At 59.7% G+C, this 19,408-nt stretch carries 22 protein-coding genes; 9 read left to right on the forward strand and 13 right to left on the reverse strand.

What is annotated here, in order from left to right; genetic code table 11:
* The 4 genes from KBF66_RS14635 to KBF66_RS14650 form a co-directional block, all read right to left on the reverse strand.
* On the reverse strand, positions 1-120 hold a 120-nt coding region (locus tag KBF66_RS14635; protein ID WP_296658583.1), incomplete at its 3' end, for a LacI family DNA-binding transcriptional regulator.
* 121 nt (positions 121-241) lie between these two features.
* Complete coding sequence (trxC, locus tag KBF66_RS14640; RefSeq protein WP_296658521.1) at positions 242-679, reverse strand: thioredoxin TrxC; 438 nt, start codon at positions 677-679, stop codon at positions 242-244.
* 60 nt (positions 680-739) lie between these two features.
* Positions 740-934, reverse strand: coding sequence for a DUF2905 domain-containing protein (locus KBF66_RS14645; RefSeq protein WP_296658526.1), 195 nt, complete (start codon positions 932-934; stop codon positions 740-742).
* A gap of 15 nt (positions 935-949) precedes the next feature.
* Entirely contained in the window at positions 950-2,092 is a 1,143-nt protein-coding gene (locus tag KBF66_RS14650; RefSeq protein ID WP_296658585.1) for an SAM-dependent methyltransferase, read from the reverse strand.
* A 20-nt stretch (positions 2,093-2,112) separates the two neighbouring features.
* Here KBF66_RS14650 and KBF66_RS14655 point away from each other — a divergent pair, with 20 nt between their 5' ends.
* The 8 genes from KBF66_RS14655 (at position 2,113) to KBF66_RS14690 (ending at position 9,813) form a co-directional block, all read left to right on the forward strand.
* On the forward strand, positions 2,113-2,925 hold the full coding sequence (locus KBF66_RS14655) for an SDR family oxidoreductase (RefSeq protein WP_296658531.1): 813 nt from the start codon (positions 2,113-2,115) through the stop codon (positions 2,923-2,925).
* Positions 2,922-3,320 carry a dihydroneopterin aldolase gene (locus KBF66_RS14660; RefSeq protein ID WP_296658538.1) on the forward strand — a complete coding sequence of 133 codons (399 nt, stop codon included), beginning with the start codon at positions 2,922-2,924 and terminating at the stop codon, positions 3,318-3,320. The genes KBF66_RS14655 and KBF66_RS14660 overlap by 4 nt, the downstream gene beginning before the upstream one ends.
* The gene (locus KBF66_RS14665) at positions 3,317-3,709 is read left to right on the forward strand and encodes a dihydroneopterin aldolase (protein ID WP_296658541.1); all 393 of its coding nucleotides are present in this window, start codon (positions 3,317-3,319) and stop codon (positions 3,707-3,709) included. The genes KBF66_RS14660 and KBF66_RS14665 overlap by 4 nt, the downstream gene beginning before the upstream one ends.
* 102 nt (positions 3,710-3,811) lie before the next feature.
* Positions 3,812-4,741, forward strand: a complete 930-nt coding sequence (gene ttcA, locus KBF66_RS14670; RefSeq protein ID WP_296658587.1) for a tRNA 2-thiocytidine(32) synthetase TtcA — start codon at positions 3,812-3,814, stop codon at positions 4,739-4,741.
* A 21-nt stretch (positions 4,742-4,762) separates the two neighbouring features.
* Positions 4,763-5,362, forward strand: coding sequence for a DUF4136 domain-containing protein (locus tag KBF66_RS14675; RefSeq protein WP_296658544.1), 600 nt, complete (start codon positions 4,763-4,765; stop codon positions 5,360-5,362).
* A 102-nt stretch (positions 5,363-5,464) separates the two neighbouring features.
* Positions 5,465-6,742, forward strand: a complete 1,278-nt coding sequence (locus tag KBF66_RS14680) for an HD-GYP domain-containing protein (protein WP_296658547.1) — start codon at positions 5,465-5,467, stop codon at positions 6,740-6,742.
* Complete coding sequence (locus tag KBF66_RS14685; RefSeq protein ID WP_365732548.1) at positions 6,721-9,144, forward strand: EAL domain-containing protein; 2,424 nt, start codon at positions 6,721-6,723, stop codon at positions 9,142-9,144. The genes KBF66_RS14680 and KBF66_RS14685 overlap by 22 nt, the downstream gene beginning before the upstream one ends.
* Before the next feature lie 30 nt (positions 9,145-9,174).
* A complete protein-coding gene (locus KBF66_RS14690; protein WP_296658551.1) occupies positions 9,175-9,813 on the forward strand; it encodes a histidine phosphatase family protein in 639 nt (212 codons plus the stop codon).
* A 33-nt stretch (positions 9,814-9,846) separates the two neighbouring features.
* Here the strand turns inward: KBF66_RS14690 and KBF66_RS14695 are convergent, their stop codons facing one another.
* A complete protein-coding gene (locus tag KBF66_RS14695) occupies positions 9,847-10,662 on the reverse strand; it encodes a class I SAM-dependent methyltransferase (RefSeq protein ID WP_296658554.1) in 816 nt (271 codons plus the stop codon).
* Positions 10,663-10,882: 220 nt separating this feature from the next.
* On the reverse strand, positions 10,883-11,950 hold the full coding sequence (gene ruvB / locus KBF66_RS14700) for a Holliday junction branch migration DNA helicase RuvB (RefSeq protein WP_296658556.1): 1,068 nt from the start codon (positions 11,948-11,950) through the stop codon (positions 10,883-10,885).
* A gap of 134 nt (positions 11,951-12,084) precedes the next feature.
* On the opposite strand from ruvB, the gene KBF66_RS14705 reads away from it, so the two are divergent.
* Complete coding sequence (locus KBF66_RS14705; RefSeq protein ID WP_296658558.1) at positions 12,085-13,377, forward strand: carbonic anhydrase family protein; 1,293 nt, start codon at positions 12,085-12,087, stop codon at positions 13,375-13,377.
* 39 nt (positions 13,378-13,416) lie between these two features.
* Here KBF66_RS14705 and KBF66_RS14710 read toward each other — a convergent pair whose 3' ends face one another.
* From KBF66_RS14710 to ruvA, 7 genes are all read right to left on the reverse strand, one after another.
* On the reverse strand, positions 13,417-14,289 hold the full coding sequence (locus KBF66_RS14710; RefSeq protein ID WP_296658561.1) for an alpha/beta hydrolase: 873 nt from the start codon (positions 14,287-14,289) through the stop codon (positions 13,417-13,419).
* 1 nt (position 14,290) lies between these two features.
* Entirely contained in the window at positions 14,291-15,001 is a 711-nt protein-coding gene (locus KBF66_RS14715; RefSeq protein ID WP_296658563.1) for an ABC transporter ATP-binding protein, read from the reverse strand.
* Entirely contained in the window at positions 14,998-15,762 is a 765-nt protein-coding gene (locus tag KBF66_RS14720) for an ABC transporter ATP-binding protein (RefSeq protein WP_296658566.1), read from the reverse strand. Before KBF66_RS14720 ends, KBF66_RS14715 begins: the two co-directional genes overlap by 4 nt.
* A complete protein-coding gene (locus KBF66_RS14725; RefSeq protein WP_296658570.1) occupies positions 15,759-16,754 on the reverse strand; it encodes a branched-chain amino acid ABC transporter permease in 996 nt (331 codons plus the stop codon). The genes KBF66_RS14720 and KBF66_RS14725 overlap by 4 nt, the downstream gene beginning before the upstream one ends.
* Positions 16,747-17,667, reverse strand: coding sequence for a branched-chain amino acid ABC transporter permease (locus KBF66_RS14730; protein WP_296658574.1), 921 nt, complete (start codon positions 17,665-17,667; stop codon positions 16,747-16,749). The genes KBF66_RS14725 and KBF66_RS14730 overlap by 8 nt, the downstream gene beginning before the upstream one ends.
* The gene (locus tag KBF66_RS14735; RefSeq protein ID WP_296658578.1) at positions 17,664-18,842 is read right to left on the reverse strand and encodes an ABC transporter substrate-binding protein; all 1,179 of its coding nucleotides are present in this window, start codon (positions 18,840-18,842) and stop codon (positions 17,664-17,666) included. The genes KBF66_RS14730 and KBF66_RS14735 overlap by 4 nt, the downstream gene beginning before the upstream one ends.
* A gap of 186 nt (positions 18,843-19,028) precedes the next feature.
* The coding region (gene ruvA, locus KBF66_RS14740) for a Holliday junction branch migration protein RuvA (RefSeq protein ID WP_296658581.1) at positions 19,029-19,408 on the reverse strand (380 nt) is incomplete at its 5' end.

Here is a 19,408-nt window from a genome sequence, read left to right on the forward strand (position 1 = left end):
CTTGGCAGCCGCCTCGACCCTCGCCCGGGTTGTGGCGCTGACATCCGAATACCCGTTCAGCGCCCGTGACACGGTAGAGATGGATAACCCCAAAGACTGCGCCAACACAGCGATCGACATGTCATCACCCGTAAAAAGAAACCAAAAGCGGTTTTGTTTTACGGATTATGGTTCCAAAAGCGCTTTTGTTTCTAGGTGATTACCCTTATTTCGACGATCCCACGGAGTTATCAGGGGGGGGTCAGCGCAGGTTCGACCGCACCCAGCGCACGATGTCGTTGCCACCCAGCGCGCCGGCGCGACGGGCCACTTCCTGGCCTCCCACAAATAAAACCAGCGTCGGGATGCTGCGGATGTTGAAGCGCGCACCCAAGCTTTGGGCTTGTTCGGTGTCCACCTTGGCCACCCGCACCTGCGGCTCCAGCTCTGCCGCCGCCTGCTCATAGCCTGGAGCCATCTGGCGACACGGACCACACCACGGTGCCCAGAAATCGACCAGAACCGGAATTTGACTGCGACCGATGTGCTTCTCGAAAGCGGCTTCGTCCAATGCGGTGGAATGCGCCTCAAAGAGCGGCTGATGGCAACTGCCGCAGTTGGGTGATTTGGTCAGGTCGGCCTGCGCGATGCGATTGGTGGTGTGGCAATGGGGGCAGACAATGTGCAGTGAGTCGGTCATTTGAAATCCTTTCAGACGGTCAAGATGGCGTTGCCTGTCGCATTTTCAAGTCAGCACGGCTCACAACACCTTGGCAATTCCCGCCGCCACCAGACTCAGAATGATGGTGGTGGTCAATGGCAAAAAGAACTCGCGGCCAAACAGCTTGAAGCGGATATCACCCGGCAAGCGACCAAACCCCAGCTTTTGCAGCCACGGCGTGAAGCCGTTGATCAGAATCAGGGCAAGCAGAACAACAATCAGCCAGCGGATCATGATGAGCGCAACCTGCTACAGGCTATGGGTGCGGTCACCCAGCACGAAACCGATGGCGTCCCAGGGCTCGCCTGCGTAAAAACCGATCACCTTGAAAAGTTCGCCCATTTCGTGCTCCATGATCAGTTTCTGCGCCATCACCCGGGTTGGCAAATCTGCCTGTGCCAAGCGGTCCAGCAGGCCGCAGTTCATCAAGAACCGTGCCTGATTGCAGTAACCCAGCACACCCAGACCGGCCTCATTGCCGGCCAGCGCCACACCCGTGAAGTTGACGTGGGCGGTGATATCTTTCAGGCCCACATTGACCAGCGGGTCGCTGTCGGCCTGATGGGACTGGTGGCACATCAAGGTGCCCATGTGCCGCTGCGGATGGTAGTACTCCGTCTCGGGAAAACCGTAGTCAATCAAAAAAACCGCGCCTTGCGTCAGCCGGTCACCCAGCGTGCGCACAAACGACTCACCCTGCGGATGAACCTCCGTCAGGTAGTCGTGTACGCCTCCAATGTCTCGCGGCGGACGCAAGTCCGTCACCCGATCTTGCCAAACCCAACCCGGCGCAGCACCGGCCTGGCCAGGGCGCCACGTCACACCGCGTTCATGCCAGACGCCGCGGGTCTTGGCCAACAATTTGACCGGCATGGCATCAAGCACCTCGTTGCCGAGCACGATGCCCTGAATATGCTGTGGCAACGCGTCCACCCACTGAACCTGGTCACCAAAGTCTTGCAAGGTGATTTGTTGACGCGAGCGCAGACTGCCTGACACATCCACAATGGTGTAACGCGCCAGCGGCACGCCCTGCGCTTTCAGTGCCTGCAGAACCTGGCGGGCCAAAGCACCCGAACCCGCGCCAAACTCCCAAACCTGATCCGTTGCGGTCATCTGCAGCGCCTGCGCCACCTGCTGCGCCAAGGCCCAACCAAACAGGGGAGAAAGCTCGGGCGCCGTCACAAAATCACTGCCTGGCACGCGCTCACCCTCATGCACAGCGTAGGGCATGGTGCCGAATTTGGCGCTGCCGTGGGCGTAATAGCCCAAACCTGGCGCGTACAAGGCCAAGTGCATGAAGCTGTCGAAGCCCAGCCAGCCGTCGCCGGCGGCCAAAGCCCCGCAAAGCACCTGTTGCAGCTCGCTCGTTAAACTCTGTGGTGTTGTCATAGCCAAGGGATTGTCCCCGAATGTCTACTGAAGTTTTGTCCCCGCCCCGCCCCCGCACGGTACTGATCACCGGTGCCGCCAAACGCCTTGGGCGCGAAATCGCCCTGACACTGGCCAAAGAGGGCTGGCGAGTTGCCGTGCATTTCCGGGATTCAGTTGAAGATGCATCAAGAACAGTCGCTGATTGCACAAGACTGGCAGGCGCTGCGGCGTCTTTTCGCGCCAATTTGGCGAACGAAACCGCGGTCCGCAATTTGCTGCCTACGGTCGTTGCCCAGTTTGGTCACGTTGACGCCTTAGTCAACAGCGCGTCAACGTTCGAGCACGACACCCCCGAGACTTTTTCTTTTGCGGCGCTGGAAAAACACATGCGTCCCAATGCAGGGGCAGCGATTTTGCTCAGCCAGGCGCTTGCGGAACATGTGAGGGCACGCGATGATCAGTCCGTCGGCGCGGTGATCAATCTGCTGGACCAGAAGTTGTGGAACCAGAACCCCGACTTCATGAGTTACACCCTGTCCAAAGCCGCTCTGGAAGCGGCCAACACCATGTTGGCGATTGCGCTGGCGCCGCGCATCCGTGTCGTGGGTGTGGCCCCGGGCCTGACACTGACCAGCCACACCATGAGCCCGGATCAGTTTGAATCGTTGCACAAAATGTCACCTCTGGGGCACTCGTCCACGGCCGCTGACGTGGCGGCCACGGTATCGTTTGCGCTGAACAACCAGTCGATCACGGGCACGACGCTGCTGGTCGATGGTGGTCAGCATTTGCTGCCGTTGCCGCGCGATGTGTTATTCATCAACGACAGCGCACTGAAGAAGCATCCATGAGTGCTGTTGATCCAGCCACACTGAGCCAGACCTGCCGCAAGCTCTTTCTACGGGATCATGTCGTGGAGATCATGATTGGTGCCCACGACTTTGAAAAGATCCAGCCGCAACGCGTGATTTTCAACGTTGAGCTATTTGTGCCCTACGCGCAGTCCACGCCACACCATGACACCCTGGCCGAGGTGGTTGACTACGACTTCGTGCGCGAGGTGATCCGCCAGCGTGTGCAAAATGGCCACATCGTGCTGCAAGAAACCTTGTGCGATGACCTGGCCACACAATTGCTGGCGCATCCGCAAGTGGTGGCGGTGAGGCTGTCGAGTTGCAAGCCTGATGTCTACCCGGACTGCGCTGGTGTTGGCGTAGAAGTCTTTCGTACCCAAAACTCCCGATGAACCGCGTCACCCCAAAACCCTCTCATTCGCTGGGTCAGCAAACCCTGACCCTGACTGGCTTGCGTTTTGATGCCAGTCTGGGCATTCTCGAGACTGAGAAGATCGCACCTCAACCGATTCAGGTGGACGCCGAACTCAGCCTTGGCCCGCAGCCCCTGCTGCCACGTGACGACGACATCACCCATGTGCTGGATTACCGCAAAGTGCGAAAGATCATCATCGACGAATGCACCGCCGAACACGTGAACCTGCTCGAAACCCTGATTGGAAAACTCGCCAACCGGTTGCTGCAGTTGCCGGGCGTGAAAGGTGTGCGCGTGAAAATCGCCAAGCTGGAGATATTTGCCGATTGTGAAGTGGCCATCCGCATGGAAACCGGGCAGTGGTAGTGGCGGAAAAATGGTGATGTAACGCGGATATCAACTCAAGCCGACATGAACACCCCCCCGATCGACCTCAACCCTGAAATCGATGTCGGCACCCTGGATCCGATGGATCCGGTGTCGACCAGCGCCATTGCGGCAAAGTCATCGCATGAAGTTGCGCTACGCGCCAAACGGGAGGCCAACAAACTGGAGAAACGGCTGTGCCGTCAGGTCGGCCAAGCCATCATCGACTTCAACATGATTGAAGATGGCGACCGGGTGATGGTCTGCATCAGCGGTGGCAAGGACAGTTTTGGCCTGCTCGACATCCTGCTCAAACTGCAGAGACGGGCGCCGATTCACTTTGACATCATCGCCGTCAACCTGGACCAGAAGCAGCCCGGCTTTCCGGCGCACATCCTGCCCGACTACCTGAGCAAACTCGGCATCGAATATCACATCGAGACACAAGACACTTACAGCATCGTCAAGAAAGTAGTGCCGGAAGGCAAAACCATGTGCAGCCTGTGCAGCCGCTTGCGCCGGGGCATCTTATATGGCGTGGCAGACAAATTGAAGATCACCAAGATCGCGCTAGGCCACCACCGTGACGACATGCTGCATACTTTTTTTCTGAACATGTTTTTTGCCGGCAAGCTCAAAGGCATGCCGCCCAAACTGGTCAGCGATGATGGCGACCACATGGTGATCCGGCCGTTAGCCTATGTGAATGAAAAAGACCTGATCGCGTGGGCTGCTCACCGACACTTTCCCATCATCCCGTGCAGCCTGTGTGGCAACCAGGAAAATCTGCAACGTCAGGAAATCAAACGCATGATGCACCAGTGGGAGCGCCAGTACCCGGGTCGCACCGAGACCATGTTCACCGCCCTGCAGAATGTGGTGCCCTCCCATTTGATGGATTCACGACGTTTTGATTTCAGCAACATCCAGGTGACCGGGCAAGCCGACAGCGATGGTGACAAGGTATTTGACGACGAGGAAATGCCGGCAACCCGTTTTGCCGGGATCCCGTTGAAACCCGACGGTTCTTAATCAAATCAGCTTGTAGCGCTTATGAATAAAGTCTTTGTTGCTCTATTTTTAGTATCACTTGTGGTGTCTGGCTGCACCACGGTGCGCCTGGTGGACAGTCAGGTCACCAGCTACGCACCCAAATTGATCACCTCCGGTGCCAGTTATCAATTTGAGCGCTTGCCCTCACAACAGGCCGATGTGGCGATGCAAGGGGCACTGGAGGCAATGACCGAACGTGCGCTGGCCAAAGTCGGGCTGCGCCGCCAGGACGGCGCCACCAATCTGCTGGTACAGGTTCATGTCAGCCAGCGAACCGAAAGTACTGGTTTGGACCGCCCCGGCCTTGCCTGGCAAATTGGCTGGGGCGGGGGTTGGCGACCCGGCCACCACGGCGGCTTTGCCCTGGGCAGTCGAGCCCTTTTCCCTGGACTTGACGATCGCCTGAATTACTGGCGTGAAGTGCGACTGGTCTTGCGCGAACAGGCGTCCCAGAGTGTGGTGTATGAGACCCGCGCCAGTCACGACGGTCCGTGGAGTGATGGTGCGGCAATTTGGCCCGCCATGCTCGACGCCGCCTTGCAGGGGTTTCCGCAGCCACCCGCTGGCGAGCGGCGCGTCAGCATCGAAATTCCGCGTTAAAGGAGCACCGCTCCCCCTGCGCTGCCCGACAAATGACACGCCAAATGTGTCATAGTGGCACCTTGGTAATATGCCACTCGGACATTGCTCCAACAAGATTGAATGAAAAACCTCTCTGAACTGATTGATGTCGCGCAATTGCGCATCGGCATGTTTGTCGAGCTCGAACTGGGCTGGATGGCACACCCGTTCCCGACCAGCAGCTTCAAGATCAGCAACGGCAAGCAGATTGAGACCATCCGGGCGCTGGGCCTGCCCAAAGTGCGCTTTGTACCTGACAAGAGTGACCCGATTGCCGGCCATGATGCCGTGCCCGAGTCTGACCCGGCACCCACTGCCGTTGAGCTTGCAGCGCAATCTCATCTGCGCGACCGCCAACTAAGAAGCGAATTACTGGAACTGCAGCACCGCGAACTGGCCGCCTGTGAGCGTCGTTTCGGCGAGACCATCCGTTCGTACCGACAGGTGATCGATCAGATTCAAAGCCAACCCGAACTGGTACTGGAACGCTGCCTTGAACTGGTCGGCAGCTTTGTCAGCGAAATGTTGAGTGAAGGGGATTCCGCCATCCGCCTGCTGTCTGACGGTATGGGCGACAAACTCGCGCTGCATCCGGTCAACGTCAGTGTGATCGCTTTGTTGCTTGGCAAGTTCATGAATTTGCCGCCTGCCGACATGACCGAGCTCGGACTGGCGGCGTTCCTGCACGATGTGGGCAAAAGCCAGGTCCCGGACCGGGTGCGCTGGATGGACGACAGCTTTTCAAGCGTTGAAACCAAGGTGTATCAGGAACATGTGGCGCAAAGTGTGTTGCTGTGTCAACGCATGAACCTGTCCGCTCGTGCGCTGCAAGCGGTGGCGCAGCATCACGAGATGGTGGACGGCAGCGGCTTTCCCGCACGACTGAAAGGCGAGGCCATCTCGCGCCTGGGAAAGATTCTCTCGCTGGTCAACTTCTATGAAAATCTTTGCAACCCGAGCCGCCCGACCACCGCGTTGACGCCACACGAAGCCATTGCACTGATTTTTGCGCAGATCAAATCACGTTTTGATCCGCAAGTACTGGCAGCGTTCATCCGGATGATGGGGGTTTACCCGCCAGGCTCGGTGGTGCAATTGTCGGATGAACGGTATGCCATGGTGGTGTCTGTGAATTCCGCACGACCTCTTAAGCCGCGCATCATTGTGTTCGACCCCAATGTGCCCAAGACCGAAGCGCTGATCCTCAATCTGGAGGATGTGCCCGAGCTGGGCATCCGCCGCAGCCTCAAACCCGCCAGCCTGCCCCGCGCCGCCATGGACTATCTGTCGCCGCGTCAACGTATTTGCTACTTTTTTGAACGGGCGGTCGAGACCCCGTGCAAAGGCACTACCGCATGAAGCGCATTGCCTGGAACCCTCTCATTGAAGGCCTGCTGGAGTCAGTCTGGCTGGTGGACCCGGTCGACCTGCATATTTTGAGCGTCAACCAGGCCGCCTGCGACCTGATCGGTCTGAGCAAGGAGGCCATGGTAGGCAAACCGGTGGTGGACCTGACAGCCACGCCGGAAGACCAGTTTTTCTGGGAGGACGTCGCGGCCGGACTGCTGGACAGCATTCACTCGGAAACCCTGCTGCGCGGCGCGGACGGGTTGGCGATTGCGGTTGAGCGCCGGGTCAGCAAGGTCTGGGCCGAAGCGGATCGCGCTGTCTACCTGGTGGGCATCCATGATATGCGTCATCAGCGGCGTGCCGAAAACGAACTGGAGCGGCTGGTGGCAGAGTTGCGAGCCACGCTCGAGTCCACCGCTGACGGAATTCTGGTCAGCGATCTGGAAGGCAATATCCGCAACTACAACCGGCACTTCTCCCAGCTGTGGAATGTGCCGGAAGCCCTGCTGCTGACCCGCGACGATCAGGCTCTGTACACCCATCTGGTACAACAGGTGTGTGACGAACAGCATTACAAAGATCGCCTGCGCGAGATCGACAACAACTTGCTGCTGGAAACCAGCGACATTCTTGTGCTCAAGTCAGGCCGCGTGCTGGAGCGTGCCACCCGACCGCAATACAGCCGTGGGCAGCCCACCGGGCGGGTGTTCTCGTTTCGTGACATCACGCAAAGCCTGCGCCACGAGTCGCAGCTCAAACTGGCGGCCAAGGTGTTTGAGTCGAGTCTGGAGGCGATCTTCATCACCAGCCCCAGCTTTGTCATCGTGGCGGCCAATCCGGCCTGTGAACAGCTGGTCGGGGTGCCACAGACACGGCTGGTCGGCACCACACCCGGTGATTTCTTTCAAAACCCGCATGAGCCGCAGTTCATCGTGGGCATTCAGGCGGCGCTGAATACCAACGGACTTTGGCGCGGTCAGCTCTGGATTCAGAGAAAAGATGCCGAGCCCTGCGCTGTGCACGCATCCTGGGTGCTGTTGCGTGATGAATCCGGCCAGGTCTTGCACACCATCGGTTTTTTCCGCGACCTCACGGAAGAGCTGGCAGCACAGCAGCGCATCGAGCAGCTTGCCTATAGCGACGCCCTGACCGGACTGCCCAATCGTCTGCTGCTGTCACAACGGGTGGATTTTGCGTTGCGCGTGTCAGAACGGACGGCGGGCGCATGTGCGGTGTTTTTTGTCGATCTGGATCGTTTCAAGAACATCAACGACTCGATGGGCCATGCTTTTGGTGACCGCGTGCTGATTGATGTGGCCGAACGGCTGCAACACTGCCTGCGTGACATCGATACCCTGTGCCGGCTCGGTGGTGACGAGTTTGTGATTTTCCTGCAGGACATCGATGCACACGGAGCAGAGGTGCTGGCCTGCCGCATCCAGAACGCCATGTGTCAGTCCTTTGATATTGACGATATGAGTCTGTCCGTCGGCTGCAGCATCGGCATTGCCATGTACCCTGAAGATGGCAAAACGCTCGACGCCCTGATCAAATGCGCAGACACCGCGATGTACCTGGTCAAGTCCCGTGGGCGCGGAAATTTCCGGTTCTACCAGCCGCAGATGAACGTGAATCTGCTGTCGCACATCAAGATCGACCATGCCATGCGCAAGGCCATGGAACAGGGGTTGTTTCGTCTGCATTACCAGCCTCAGATCGCGCTGGACAGTGGGCGGCTGATTGGCGTGGAGGCCCTGATCCGCTGGACCGATGCCGAGCTGGGTCAGATGTCGCCGGCACAATTCATTCCGCTGGCGGAGGAATCAGGCTTTATCACCACCATTGGCACCTGGGTGCTGGAAGAAGCGGTACGGCAGGCAGCACGCTGGCAAGACCGTGGCACCCCGGTCACCGTGTCGATCAACGTGTCGGCCTTGCAGTTCCAGCAGGCCGATTTTGTCGAAACCGTGGCGGCTGTACTCAGAACCAATGCCTTGCAACCGCAATTGCTGGAACTGGAATTGACCGAGTCCATCCTCATTCAGGACGCCCATGAGACCATGAACCGGTTGCACGCGCTGGCAGCACTTGGGGTCTCCATGTCGATCGATGACTTTGGTACCGGCTACTCCAGTCTGTCCTACCTGAAAAAATTCCCGATCTCCAGGCTCAAGATCGACCGCTCTTTTGTCATGGGGCTGCCCGACGACGAGGGTGACCGCGCCATCGTCAGCGCCACCATCGGTATGGCACGTGGGCTGAAACTCAATGTGGTCGCTGAAGGGGTAGAAACCGAAGCGCAACGCGACTATCTGGCCAGCCTGGGGTGTGAGTCATATCAGGGCTATTTGTGCTCGCCTGGCCTGCCAGCCGAGGAGTTTGAGACATTTATGGCGCGTTTGCCTCCCTAAACGCTGCCCGCCTGAACGACCGCCAACGCCATGCAAGCCACCCGCATCATCGCTGTGCGCCATGGCGAAACTGCCTGGAACGTCGGCAACCGCATTCAGGGCCACCTGGACATTGCGCTCAATGATGTCGGACAATGGCAGGCCGGTCGTGTTGCCAGCGCGCTGGCGGATGATCCCATCGACGTCATCTACGCCAGTGACTTGCAGCGTGCCTGGCAGACGGCCCAGGCGATTGCCACCTTGGCCGCTTGCCCGCTGCAACCCGACACAGGTCTGCGCGAACGCGGTTTCGGCGAGTTTGAGGGCCATACCTACGCCGAGATTGAGGCGATCTGGCCCGATTTGTCGCTGCAATGGCGCAAGCGTGAACCGGCATGGGCACCGCCGGGCGGTGAATCGCTGATGACCATGCGCCAACGGGTGCAAGGCACACTCGACCGCCTGGCCGCACAACATATGGGCGGACAAATCGTATTGGTGGCCCACGGGGGTGTGATGGACATGCTTTACCGCCTGGCCACTGGCCAGGGTTTGCAGGCAGCACGTGCCTGGCAGTTGGGCAATGCCGCCATCAACCGATTGTTGTGGACACCTGACAGCCTGACCCTGGTCGGCTGGGCCGACACCCGGCACCTGGACGGCGCCAGCCTGGATGAGCGCAATACCTGAACGAGAAACGCGCATCGGGCGAACCAACGCCAGTCAGGTGTACTCCTTGCCATCAATGGTTCTCGGACACAGGGGCATTCCAAGAGCGATGCCGCAGTTTCGGCCCGGTGACCAGTGGTCTTTTGGCAGTTCGATGTACTCACAATGGGGGAAACCGTTTCTCTCGCAAAAGGCTCGGAACTCGGGCTCAAAATACACGCTGAAAATGACTGCCCGATGTGCCAAGTGCGGCTCCAAAGCCGCATACTGGGCGCGGCAGTGTGGCACCGTATTCATCGTATCGTGAATAAAGCAGTCGATTGCTGCATCAAAGTTCTCCAGAGCCGCAACACTGTCACCGCTCATGCGGGTCACCAACCCACCTTCGTCACCCTCCAGGAACTCCCCGCGTCGTGCGTCAATGTCGATGGTGGTCAGGTGACCGGGGAAACCGTCCTGCGCATTCTTTGCCAGCGCACGGCAAATCGCCAGCGCACCAAAACCACGTTCTGTCCCGGCTTCAAACACCACCTTGGGTCGACACGCACGAATCAAGCAGTAATAGAGAAGTGTCTTGCCAAAATGCAGCTGAGGCTGGCTGATATGCCGCACGGGATGGTTCGCCATTCGATCCATATGTCGCTGCCGAAACACAGCATCTTGCCGGAACTCGTCTGCGTAGGCTCTTACCAGGTGCGGAGCAACCCGCGCCACGCTGCCGATCAGAGCAGCCAGCGATTCAATGCCACGGTCCTCATAATCGTAGCTGTAGTTGACATACTCCCGGGCACTGATGGCCCAGCTAACACCGCGAGCAAGACGCTTCAGCAGATACGGTACCGCATCGCCCAAACGCCTCGGCAGGGTCAAGAAGCGACTCAACGGTGAGAATTTCAGACGGTCCTTGAATTCCTGTCTCAAAACGATTGGCTCCAGGTCCAGCTGGGAGACCGCTATTCGATTACAACGGCCTGTTCAACTGCAAATGAGTCTAACAGCCATCAGAAAATGCTGAACACCTCATCTTCGACGTGACCGCGCAGCCAGTTTGACAGATCACAGTTGCCATATTTGCGCGATTTTCCAGACCTCAAACGCTGAACATATCCACACCACCCGAGTGATTGGCGGGCGGAGTCACACCCAGATGCCGGTAGGCTGCCAATGTGGCAATGCGTCCTCGTGGTGTACGCTGCAGGTAACCCTGTTGAATAAGATAGGGCTCGATCACGTCTTCGATGGTTTCGCGCTCTTCGCCAATACTTGCCGCAACATTGTCCAGACCCACCGGACCGCCGTCAAAGCGGTGGATCACCGCTTCAAGTAGTTTGCGGTCCATCAGATCAAAACCCTGCGGGTCCACATCGAGCATGGCAAGAGCGCGGTTGGCAATATCCAGCGTGATCTCGCCGCAACCCTTGACATCAGCATAGTCGCGCACCCGGCGCAACAGGCGATTGGCAATGCGCGGGGTACCGCGTGATCGCCGGGCAATCTCAAACCCTCCTTTTTCGTCGGTTGGCACACCCAGCAGACCGGCGCTGCGCTTGACGATCAGCGCCAGTTCCTGTGGGCTGTAAAACTCGAGCCGCGCCACGATGCCAAAGCGGTCGCGCAAGGGGTTGGTCAACATCCCGGCGCGGGTGGTGGCGCCCACCAGGGTAAAGGGCTGCAGGTCGAGCTTGATGGAGCGCGCGGCCGGGCCTTCGCCGATCATGATGTCGATCTTGTAGTCTTCCAGTGCCGGGTAGAGGATCTCTTCCACCACCGGGCTCAGACGGTGAATCTCGTCAATGAACAGTACATCATTTTTTTCCAGGTTGGTCAGCAACGCGGCCAGGTCCTTGGGTTTCTCCAGCACCGGACCACTGGTCTGGCGCAGATTGACACCGAGCTCGTGCGCGATAATGTGTGACAGGGTGGTTTTGCCCAAGCCGGGCGGCCCAAACAGCAGCACATGATCCAGCGCCTCGTCACGCTTTTTGGCGGCGCTGATAAAAATCTCGAGCTGCTCACGTGCCTTCGTCTGGCCGACGTATTCATCGAGCAGCTTGGGGCGCAACGCCCGTTCGATGGCCTCCTCATTGGGCGAGGCCGGGGCGTTGGACACCACCCGTTTGCCGGGTACGGCAGAAAAATCGTCGGTTTGAATGCTCACGGCAGGCTCGGGTTCTGATCAAGTCTGGCACTATAGCGCCGCCGCAAGTGGCCGATTCAAGGCGCGGTCCGGTTATGCCGATAAGATGCTGATAAAAGCCTCATACCGGGCTGTGCTTCAACCCGGCCACCGTCATGAATAACTGCCACTACCCCACCCCGTACCGTACTTTGATGGCACAGGTCGCTGCGAATCGACCCGTTCGCTGGGGGTCAATGGCGAGCGCGGCGCTGCTGAGCGTCGGCCTGGCCACCGCGCCATGGTTGAGCCGGGCCGCAGATCACAGTGCGCCGGCTGATCACGCCAAACCTGCCAGCACGACGACCAGCAAAGTGCCCGGCAAGGCGGCAAGCCAAGCCGCCGCAGCTGCGGTGGCGGTCGAGTCGCCGGATCTGGGTGTGGATCTGAAAAAGGCGCTCAAAGACAAGCTCATTGATAAAAAGAGTCTGACCCTGGTGATCACCGACAAGCCGGTGGCCAGGACGCCGCCCGCCGCAGCGGCGGTTAACCACAGCCCGGCCAAGCCAGCGGCAGTGGCCGCCGCACCGGCGGTGGCACACCCGGTCGCTCATCCGGTCGCTCATCCGGTGGCCCCTGCGGTTGTCCAGCGCCCTGCCGACGCCCATGCCCCGGCGGCGACCAACCCCCGCGCAAGTCGGGACTACATCAAGGCGCGTGCTGCTGCTCTCACCGGTCATGCGGCCGTTGCGACCATGGAGGCCCATGACAACAACCCGCACGGTGAGGTGCATTGGTCCTACGAAGGTGACACCGGGCCTCAAACCTGGGGCAAGCTCAAGCCTGAATTCAATGTCTGCGCCATTGGCAAACGCCAGTCACCCATCAACATTGAAGACTCGGGTACGCTGCTCGGCCCGGCTGAACCCTTGTCGTTTGATTACCACCCATCCTCGGGCACCGTGGTCAACAACGGCCACACCATCCAGGTTGATCTGCAGGGCGACAACACCTTGACCGTGCGCAGCCAGACCTACCGGCTGGTGCAGTTCCACTTTCACTCACCCTCCGAGGAACAGGTGAACTTTCAGCACTCGGCCATGGTGGCGCATCTGGTTCACAAAAGTGCTGACGGGCAACTGGCGGTGATTGCGGTATTGCTGGACCCGGGTGTGAGTAACCCGGTCATCAACACGGTGTGGACCTATATGCCGCTGGACGTGAACGACCGGGTTCGCCTGCCGACCGCCAGCATTGACATGAACCAGTTGTTGCCCAAGGACCAGCGCTATTACCAGTTCATCGGCTCTTTGACCACCCCTCCGTGCACGGAAGGTGTTTTGTGGATGGTGCTAAAGCAGCCCACACCCATCAGTCGTGAACAAATTCGGTTGTTTCAAAAACTCTACCCGAACAATGCCCGACCGGTGCAACCCGTCAATGACCGCCCGGTGCGCAGCGCTCAATAACACCAATAACAATAGCAGACTAATCTTACCTGCTAAGCGCTAGAGGCATTTTTTGTCAAATATTTGACACAGGTACTGACTCAGCACGCTGGAAGAATCTTCCAGGCCATGAATGGCCCGGTAATGGTCTGCCCCGGCGAGCTCACTCAATTCTCCGGTATTGCCGACAGCCCGCCAGGCCTGATGAAAACCGGCAGATTGGCGCGCGAACTCCGGTGTTTCCAGAGCACCCCAATGAACCCGCACGGGGGTCTTGCAGGGCCGGACTGAAAACAGGGGCGAATTGCGCCGGATAACGCCGTCGTCCAGCTGAATCATGGCTTGCAGGTAGCTGTAGCGCAGCGGCGCAATATCGTAGATGCCGCTGATCAGCAGCGCCGCCGCCAGCGGATCCATCGGCAATCCGTAATCGTCGGTCCAGGACGTTTGCAGACACATGGCCGTCAGATGTGCACCCGCTGAATGGCCACCGAGAGCCACCCGCGTCGGATCGCCACCAAAACGGGCAATATTGCGCAGCGTCCAGACCACCGCTGCGCGCGCCTGGCGGGTGATCTCATCGATCGTCACATACGGACAGAGTGCGTAGTTGACCACGACGGTGGTGATGCCCAGGGGCTGTAGACCCAGCGCCACACCACTGAAGTCTTTGCTCGACAAAGCGCGCCAATAGCCGCCGTGCAGAAACACGAAAACTGGCGCATTGGGCGAATCGGCCGGAAAAATATCCAGTGTCTCGGCCAGGCTTGGACCGTAGGCCACATCCAGTTCGCCGCGCAAGGTGGCTCGTGCGCTGACCGCTTGCCGGGCATAGTGATGGCCCGGCGCGCTGGCGTCGGGCAGCGGCAAGGCGGGGTTGTACTGTGCGTCAATCTGTGCCTGGGTCTCAAAACTGCGGTAAAGCGCCTTCATGTCACACCCCGATGTATCGCTGCCATACGGCAGGCTCGATTGCCAATTGTGCCGAATCACCCTGCCACACCACCTGGCCACGCTCGATCACGGTGTGGTGATTGGCAAGCACCATGAGCCGATGCACATATTTGTCGATCACCAGAATACTCTGGCCCTGCTGACGCAGTTGCGCCAGGCAGCGCCAGATTTCCTCGCGCACCATGGGGGCCAGACCTTCGGTCGCCTCATCCAGAATCAGCAGGTGTGGGTTGGTCATGAGGGCACGGCCGATCGCCAGCATTTGTTGCTCGCCACCCGAAAGCTGGTTGCCCATGTGACGGCTGCGTTCGGCCAGGCGCGGAAACAGCGCATAGACACCATCCAGCGTCCAAGGCGTTTCAGACGCATTGCGTTGGGCCGCAAACGCCAGCAGATTCTCCTTGACTGACAGATTGGAAAAAATCTGTCGCCCCTCGGGCACCAGTGCCAGACCCATGCGCGCCACACGGTCCGGTGCCAACCCGGTGACGGACTCGCCACGAAAACGCACTGTGCCCGCCAGTGACGCGGTGAGCCCAAGAACCGAGCGCACGGTGGTCGTTTTTCCCATGCCGTTGCGACCCAACAATGTGCCCGCCTCGCCGGCATTCAGGGCAAAGCTGACACCAAACAACACCTGGCTGGTGCCGTAGGCGGTTTGCAGCGCACTGACCTCCAGCAAAGCACTCAAGATATGGCTCCAGCTTCATCGCCCAGGTAAGCCGCTTGAACCTCAGGGTGTGAACGGATCTGGTCGGGGGTGCCACTGACGATCACCCGGCCATAAACCAGCACCGAAATGCGATCCGCCAGGCGGAACACTGCATCCATGTCGTGCTCCACCAGCAGCAACGTGGTTTCACCACGCAGGCTTTGCAACAAATCAATCATGCGCTCCGACTCCTCCGGCCCCATGCCGGCCATCGGTTCATCCAGCAGCAACAGTTTGGGTCGGGTGGCCAAGGCCAGACCAAGTTCCAGCTGACGCTGTTCACCATGCGACAGTGTGGCGGCCAGTCGCTGCATTCGGTGGCCCAGGCCCACACGCTCCACCACTTCAGCGGCCAGCCCGTAACGCTCACGGTCACGGCGTGCCGGGTGCCAGGCATTCAGGCTGTTGCCGGCATGTGCCTGCACCGACAACGCCACGTTGTCCAGTACCGACAGACGCTGGAAGATGCTGGTGATCTGGTAGGAGCGCGCCAGCCCGTGGGCCACCCGGGCAGGCATGGCCATCGGACCGATGTCGATACCGTCAAAAAGCACCCGTCCGGCGTCGGGCTGCACAGCGCCGGAGATCAGGTGGATCAGAGTGGTTTTGCCCGCTCCGTTGGGGCCAATCAGCGCGTGCACCTCACCAGCCAGCACTTCCAGCCGGGCATGGTCGGTCGCGAGCAATCCGCCAAAGCGTTTGACCAGCCCGTCCACCTGCAACAGCCTGGCGTGTGTCACCCTTGCCCCCGCTTCAGACGCAGGCTCAGCAATCCGTTGGGCGCCGCCAGCACCACGGCCAGCAACGCCACTCCCAGGCCCAATTGCCAGTGAATGGTCCAGGTCGTCAGTACCTCTTCCAGCACCAAAAACAATACCGCGCCGGCAAATCCACCATACAGATGACCAACGCCGCCCAAAATCACCATCACCATCAACATGCCGGACTGGCTCCACTGCATCATGGAGGGACTGACAAAGCCCCCCTGGTTGGCCAACAGCGCACCAGCCAGCCCCGCCAGTGCACCCGCCAGCGTGAACGCCATGAGTTTGAGCCGATACACCGGAAAACCGATGGCGGCCATCCGTGTCTCGTTTTCGCGAAGGGCCTGCAGGGCATGGCCAAAAGGCGAATTCAACAGTCGATACAAGCCGAAAAATACCAGCACAGCCACCAGCAGCACGGTGTAATAAAAGGCAAGGTCCTGGCCCAACTCCAGGCCCAGGCCAACGACGGAGCGGCCAGGCAAGGACAAGCCATCATCGCCACCATAAGTCTTCAGCGACACCATCAGGTAATACAGCATCTGGGCAAACGCCAAGGTGATCATGATGAAATAGACGCCGCGGGTACGCAGGCTGATGGCGCCAATCACCAGCGCAAAGACACCCGCCGCCAGTGCCGCCAACGGCCATCCCAGCCAGGCCGACATCACCCCATGCTGCATCAGGATGCCCACTGTGTAAGCCCCCACGCCAACAAAGGCCGCATGACCAAAACTGACCATGCCGCCAAAACCCAGAATCAGGTTCAGGCTGCTGGCCGCCAGTGCAAAGATCAGAATGCGACTGGCAACGCCCACATAGAATTCCTGCCCGGCCCACAGCGCCGCCCAGGGCAGCAACAGCAATGCCAGTAACAGGGTGGCGCTGGACCGAAACAGGAGCGGATGGTCAAGCAGACCCGCCACCGGCGGCGTCTCGGGTCGGCTCAGATCGTTGTGATCAGCCATGGGCAGGAAACAGGCCTTGCGGCCTGAAAAATAGCACCGCGGCCATCAGCACATAGATCAGGATCGACGCCAGCGCCGGTGCTGCACTGGCCGCAGCGTCTGCGCCCAGCACGGCGGCAAACAAGGGTGGAATCAAGGCACGCCCAGCCGTATCCACCACGCCAACCAACAAGGCGCCCAGCAACGCCCCCCGAATCGAGCCAATGCCACCGATCACAATCACCACGAAGGCCAGGATCAGAATGCTCTCCCCCATGCCCACCTGCACGGCCAGCAGCGGCCCCAGCAGTCCACCGGCCACCGCACACAAGGCGGCACCCAGAGCAAACACGGCGGTGAACAGGCGGCGCACATCCACCCCCATGGCCAGCGCCATCTCGCGATTGGACGCTCCGGCGCGCACCTGCATGCCGTAACGGGTGCGTGTGACCAGCAGGTACAGCAGCAGCGCCACCGCCAAACCCACACCAATGATGAATAAACGGTAGGCCGGGTAGGAAAACCCCGGCAACAGTTCCACCGGTCCCGCCAGCGCGGGCGGCGGGTTCAGCGCAATCGGCTGGGCACCCCAGATCATCCTGACCAACTCGTTGCTCATCAACAGGATGGCGAAGGTACCCAGAACCTGCGACAGATGGTCGCGCTGGTACAGGCGACGCAAGACGGTGAGCTCCAACAGCGCCGCCAGACCCGCGGTGGCCGCGACGCCCAGCACCAGCCCAAGCCAGAACGAAGCGCTGGCGCTGGCAATGCTGGCCACCAGATAGGCCCCCACCATGTAGATCGACCCGTGCGCCAGGTTGATCATGTCCATGATGCCAAACACCAGCGTCAGCCCTGCAGCCAGCAGAAACAGCATCAGGCCAAACTGCAGCCCGTTGAGTGACTGCTCAAGCAGCAGGATCGCCGTCATGGCATCTTGCATTCACCTGCGTAAGCATCGGCGTGGTTCTTGAACACCGTGCCCAGCGTGCGGTTGGTGATGCGGCCCTGCGTGTCTTTGGTGATGACGCGCAGGAAATAGTCCTGAATCGGAAACTGATTGGTGTTGAACTTGAACGCGCCACGCACCGAGTCGAACTTGGCCGCCTTGAGCGCCTTGCGCACCGCGTCCTTGTCGTCGAGCTTGCCCTTGGCGTCGCGCACAGCAGCGTCGATCAGCCGCGCGGCGTCATAGCCCTGCGCGGCGTACAAGGTGGGCAGGCGCCTATAGTCTTTCTGAAAATCAGCGACAAAGCGTTTGTTGGCCGGGTTGTCGATGTCATGCGCCCATTGGCTGGTATTAAACATGCCCAGCATCGGCTCGCCGACGGCGCGAATCACGTCCTCGTCCGCCGAGAAGCCCGGTCCAAACAAGGTCATGTCCTTGGACAGGCCGGCACCCACAAATTGCTTGATGAAGTTCACGCCCAGACCACCGGGCAGAAAGATGTACACGGCGTCAGCACCCGAGGCACGCATTTTGGACAACTCGGCACCGTAGTCCAGCTGCGACAGCGGCGTGTACTCTTCAGAGACGATGGTGCCTTTGTAAAAGCGCTTGAAACCCGTCAGCGCGTCCTTGCCGGCCGGGTAGTTGGGCGCCAGCAGCGCGACCTTCTTGAATCCCTTGTCTTGCACCGTCTTGCCCACGGCTTCGTGCATGTTGTCGTTCTGGTACGAGGCGCTGAAGAAAAACGGGTTGCACTGGGCGCCTGCATACTGCGACGGGCCGGCGTTGGCGCTGATGTAGTAGGTCTTGGAATCAAAAATCGGCTTGCCCACGGCCAGCATGACGTTGGAGAACACCACACCCGTCATGAAATCGACCTTGTCACGCTTGATCAGCCGATCTGCCGTCTGCTTGGCACCATCGGGGCTGGCCTGATCGTCGGCCACGATCACTTCGGCCATCAGGCCACCGAACTTGCCGCCTGCGTGTTTGACGGCCAGGTTGAACCCGTCACGAATATCAACGCCCAGCGCCGCACCCGGGCCAGACAGGGTGCTGAGCAGTCCAACCTTGACCTTATCGGCAGCGTGGACAGCGCCCGGCAACATGGGCAAGGCCATAGCCAACGACAAACAGGAACGCAAAATGGGAGACATAAACCGGCTCATGGACATGCTTTCTTGGTAGATGAAGGGAGGGTGCGTTGCAAAAAACCCGCGCATTATCGACGCCCGGCCTGACCACCGCCGCGTGCCATGCCAGGCTTGATGCGCCTTGACGACAAAGATCCACCAAAACGCGCCGCCACGACGTTCTGGCGCGGGCAGATCCGCCTGGCTGCCCTACCTGGCCAGTGCCTTCAGGGCCAGCTTGATGCCCTCGCTCACACCCACCTCTTTGGGCAATGCTTTCAGTGCCGCTGCGGCCTCGCGGTCGTTGTAACCCAGCGCCAACAGGGCTTGCAGGATATCGACCTGCGCGTCGCTGGCCACCGTGGCGATCACACCGATGTCAGGCCCGAGTTTGCCTTTGAGTTCCAATAACAAGCGCTCGGCGGTTTTCTTGCCAATGCCTGGTACTTTGATCAGCCGCCCCCCCTCCTGTAACGTGATGGCTTGCGACAACTCCGCCACACTCATACCCGACAGCACCGCCAGGGCGGTGCGTGGCCCCACGCCACTGATCTTGATCAGTTGGCGAAACGCTTCACGCTCTGGCGCGG

This window comes from Rhodoferax sp. (assembly GCF_018063565.1).
In the GTDB taxonomy this organism is placed as follows: domain Bacteria; phylum Pseudomonadota; class Gammaproteobacteria; order Burkholderiales; family Burkholderiaceae_C; genus Rhodoferax.

Coding starts and splice junctions, on each gene's coding strand:
- trxC (WP_296658521.1), bottom strand. CDS start 679: ATGACCGACTCACTGCACATTGTCTGCCCCCATTGCCACACCACCAAT.
- KBF66_RS14645 (WP_296658526.1), bottom strand. CDS start 934: ATGATCCGCTGGCTGATTGTTGTTCTGCTTGCCCTGATTCTGATCAAC.
- KBF66_RS14650 (WP_296658585.1), bottom strand. CDS start 2,092: ATGACAACACCACAGAGTTTAACGAGCGAGCTGCAACAGGTGCTTTGC.
- KBF66_RS14655 (WP_296658531.1), top strand. CDS start 2,113: ATGTCTACTGAAGTTTTGTCCCCGCCCCGCCCCCGCACGGTACTGATC.
- KBF66_RS14660 (WP_296658538.1), top strand. CDS start 2,922: ATGAGTGCTGTTGATCCAGCCACACTGAGCCAGACCTGCCGCAAGCTC.
- KBF66_RS14665 (WP_296658541.1), top strand. CDS start 3,317: ATGAACCGCGTCACCCCAAAACCCTCTCATTCGCTGGGTCAGCAAACC.
- ttcA (WP_296658587.1), top strand. CDS start 3,812: ATGGATCCGGTGTCGACCAGCGCCATTGCGGCAAAGTCATCGCATGAA.
- KBF66_RS14675 (WP_296658544.1), top strand. CDS start 4,763: ATGAATAAAGTCTTTGTTGCTCTATTTTTAGTATCACTTGTGGTGTCT.
- KBF66_RS14680 (WP_296658547.1), top strand. CDS start 5,465: ATGAAAAACCTCTCTGAACTGATTGATGTCGCGCAATTGCGCATCGGC.
- KBF66_RS14690 (WP_296658551.1), top strand. CDS start 9,175: ATGCAAGCCACCCGCATCATCGCTGTGCGCCATGGCGAAACTGCCTGG.
- KBF66_RS14705 (WP_296658558.1), top strand. CDS start 12,085: ATGAATAACTGCCACTACCCCACCCCGTACCGTACTTTGATGGCACAG.
- KBF66_RS14710 (WP_296658561.1), bottom strand. CDS start 14,289: ATGAAGGCGCTTTACCGCAGTTTTGAGACCCAGGCACAGATTGACGCA.
- KBF66_RS14725 (WP_296658570.1), bottom strand. CDS start 16,754: ATGGCTGATCACAACGATCTGAGCCGACCCGAGACGCCGCCGGTGGCG.
- KBF66_RS14730 (WP_296658574.1), bottom strand. CDS start 17,667: ATGACGGCGATCCTGCTGCTTGAGCAGTCACTCAACGGGCTGCAGTTT.
- KBF66_RS14735 (WP_296658578.1), bottom strand. CDS start 18,842: ATGTCTCCCATTTTGCGTTCCTGTTTGTCGTTGGCTATGGCCTTGCCC.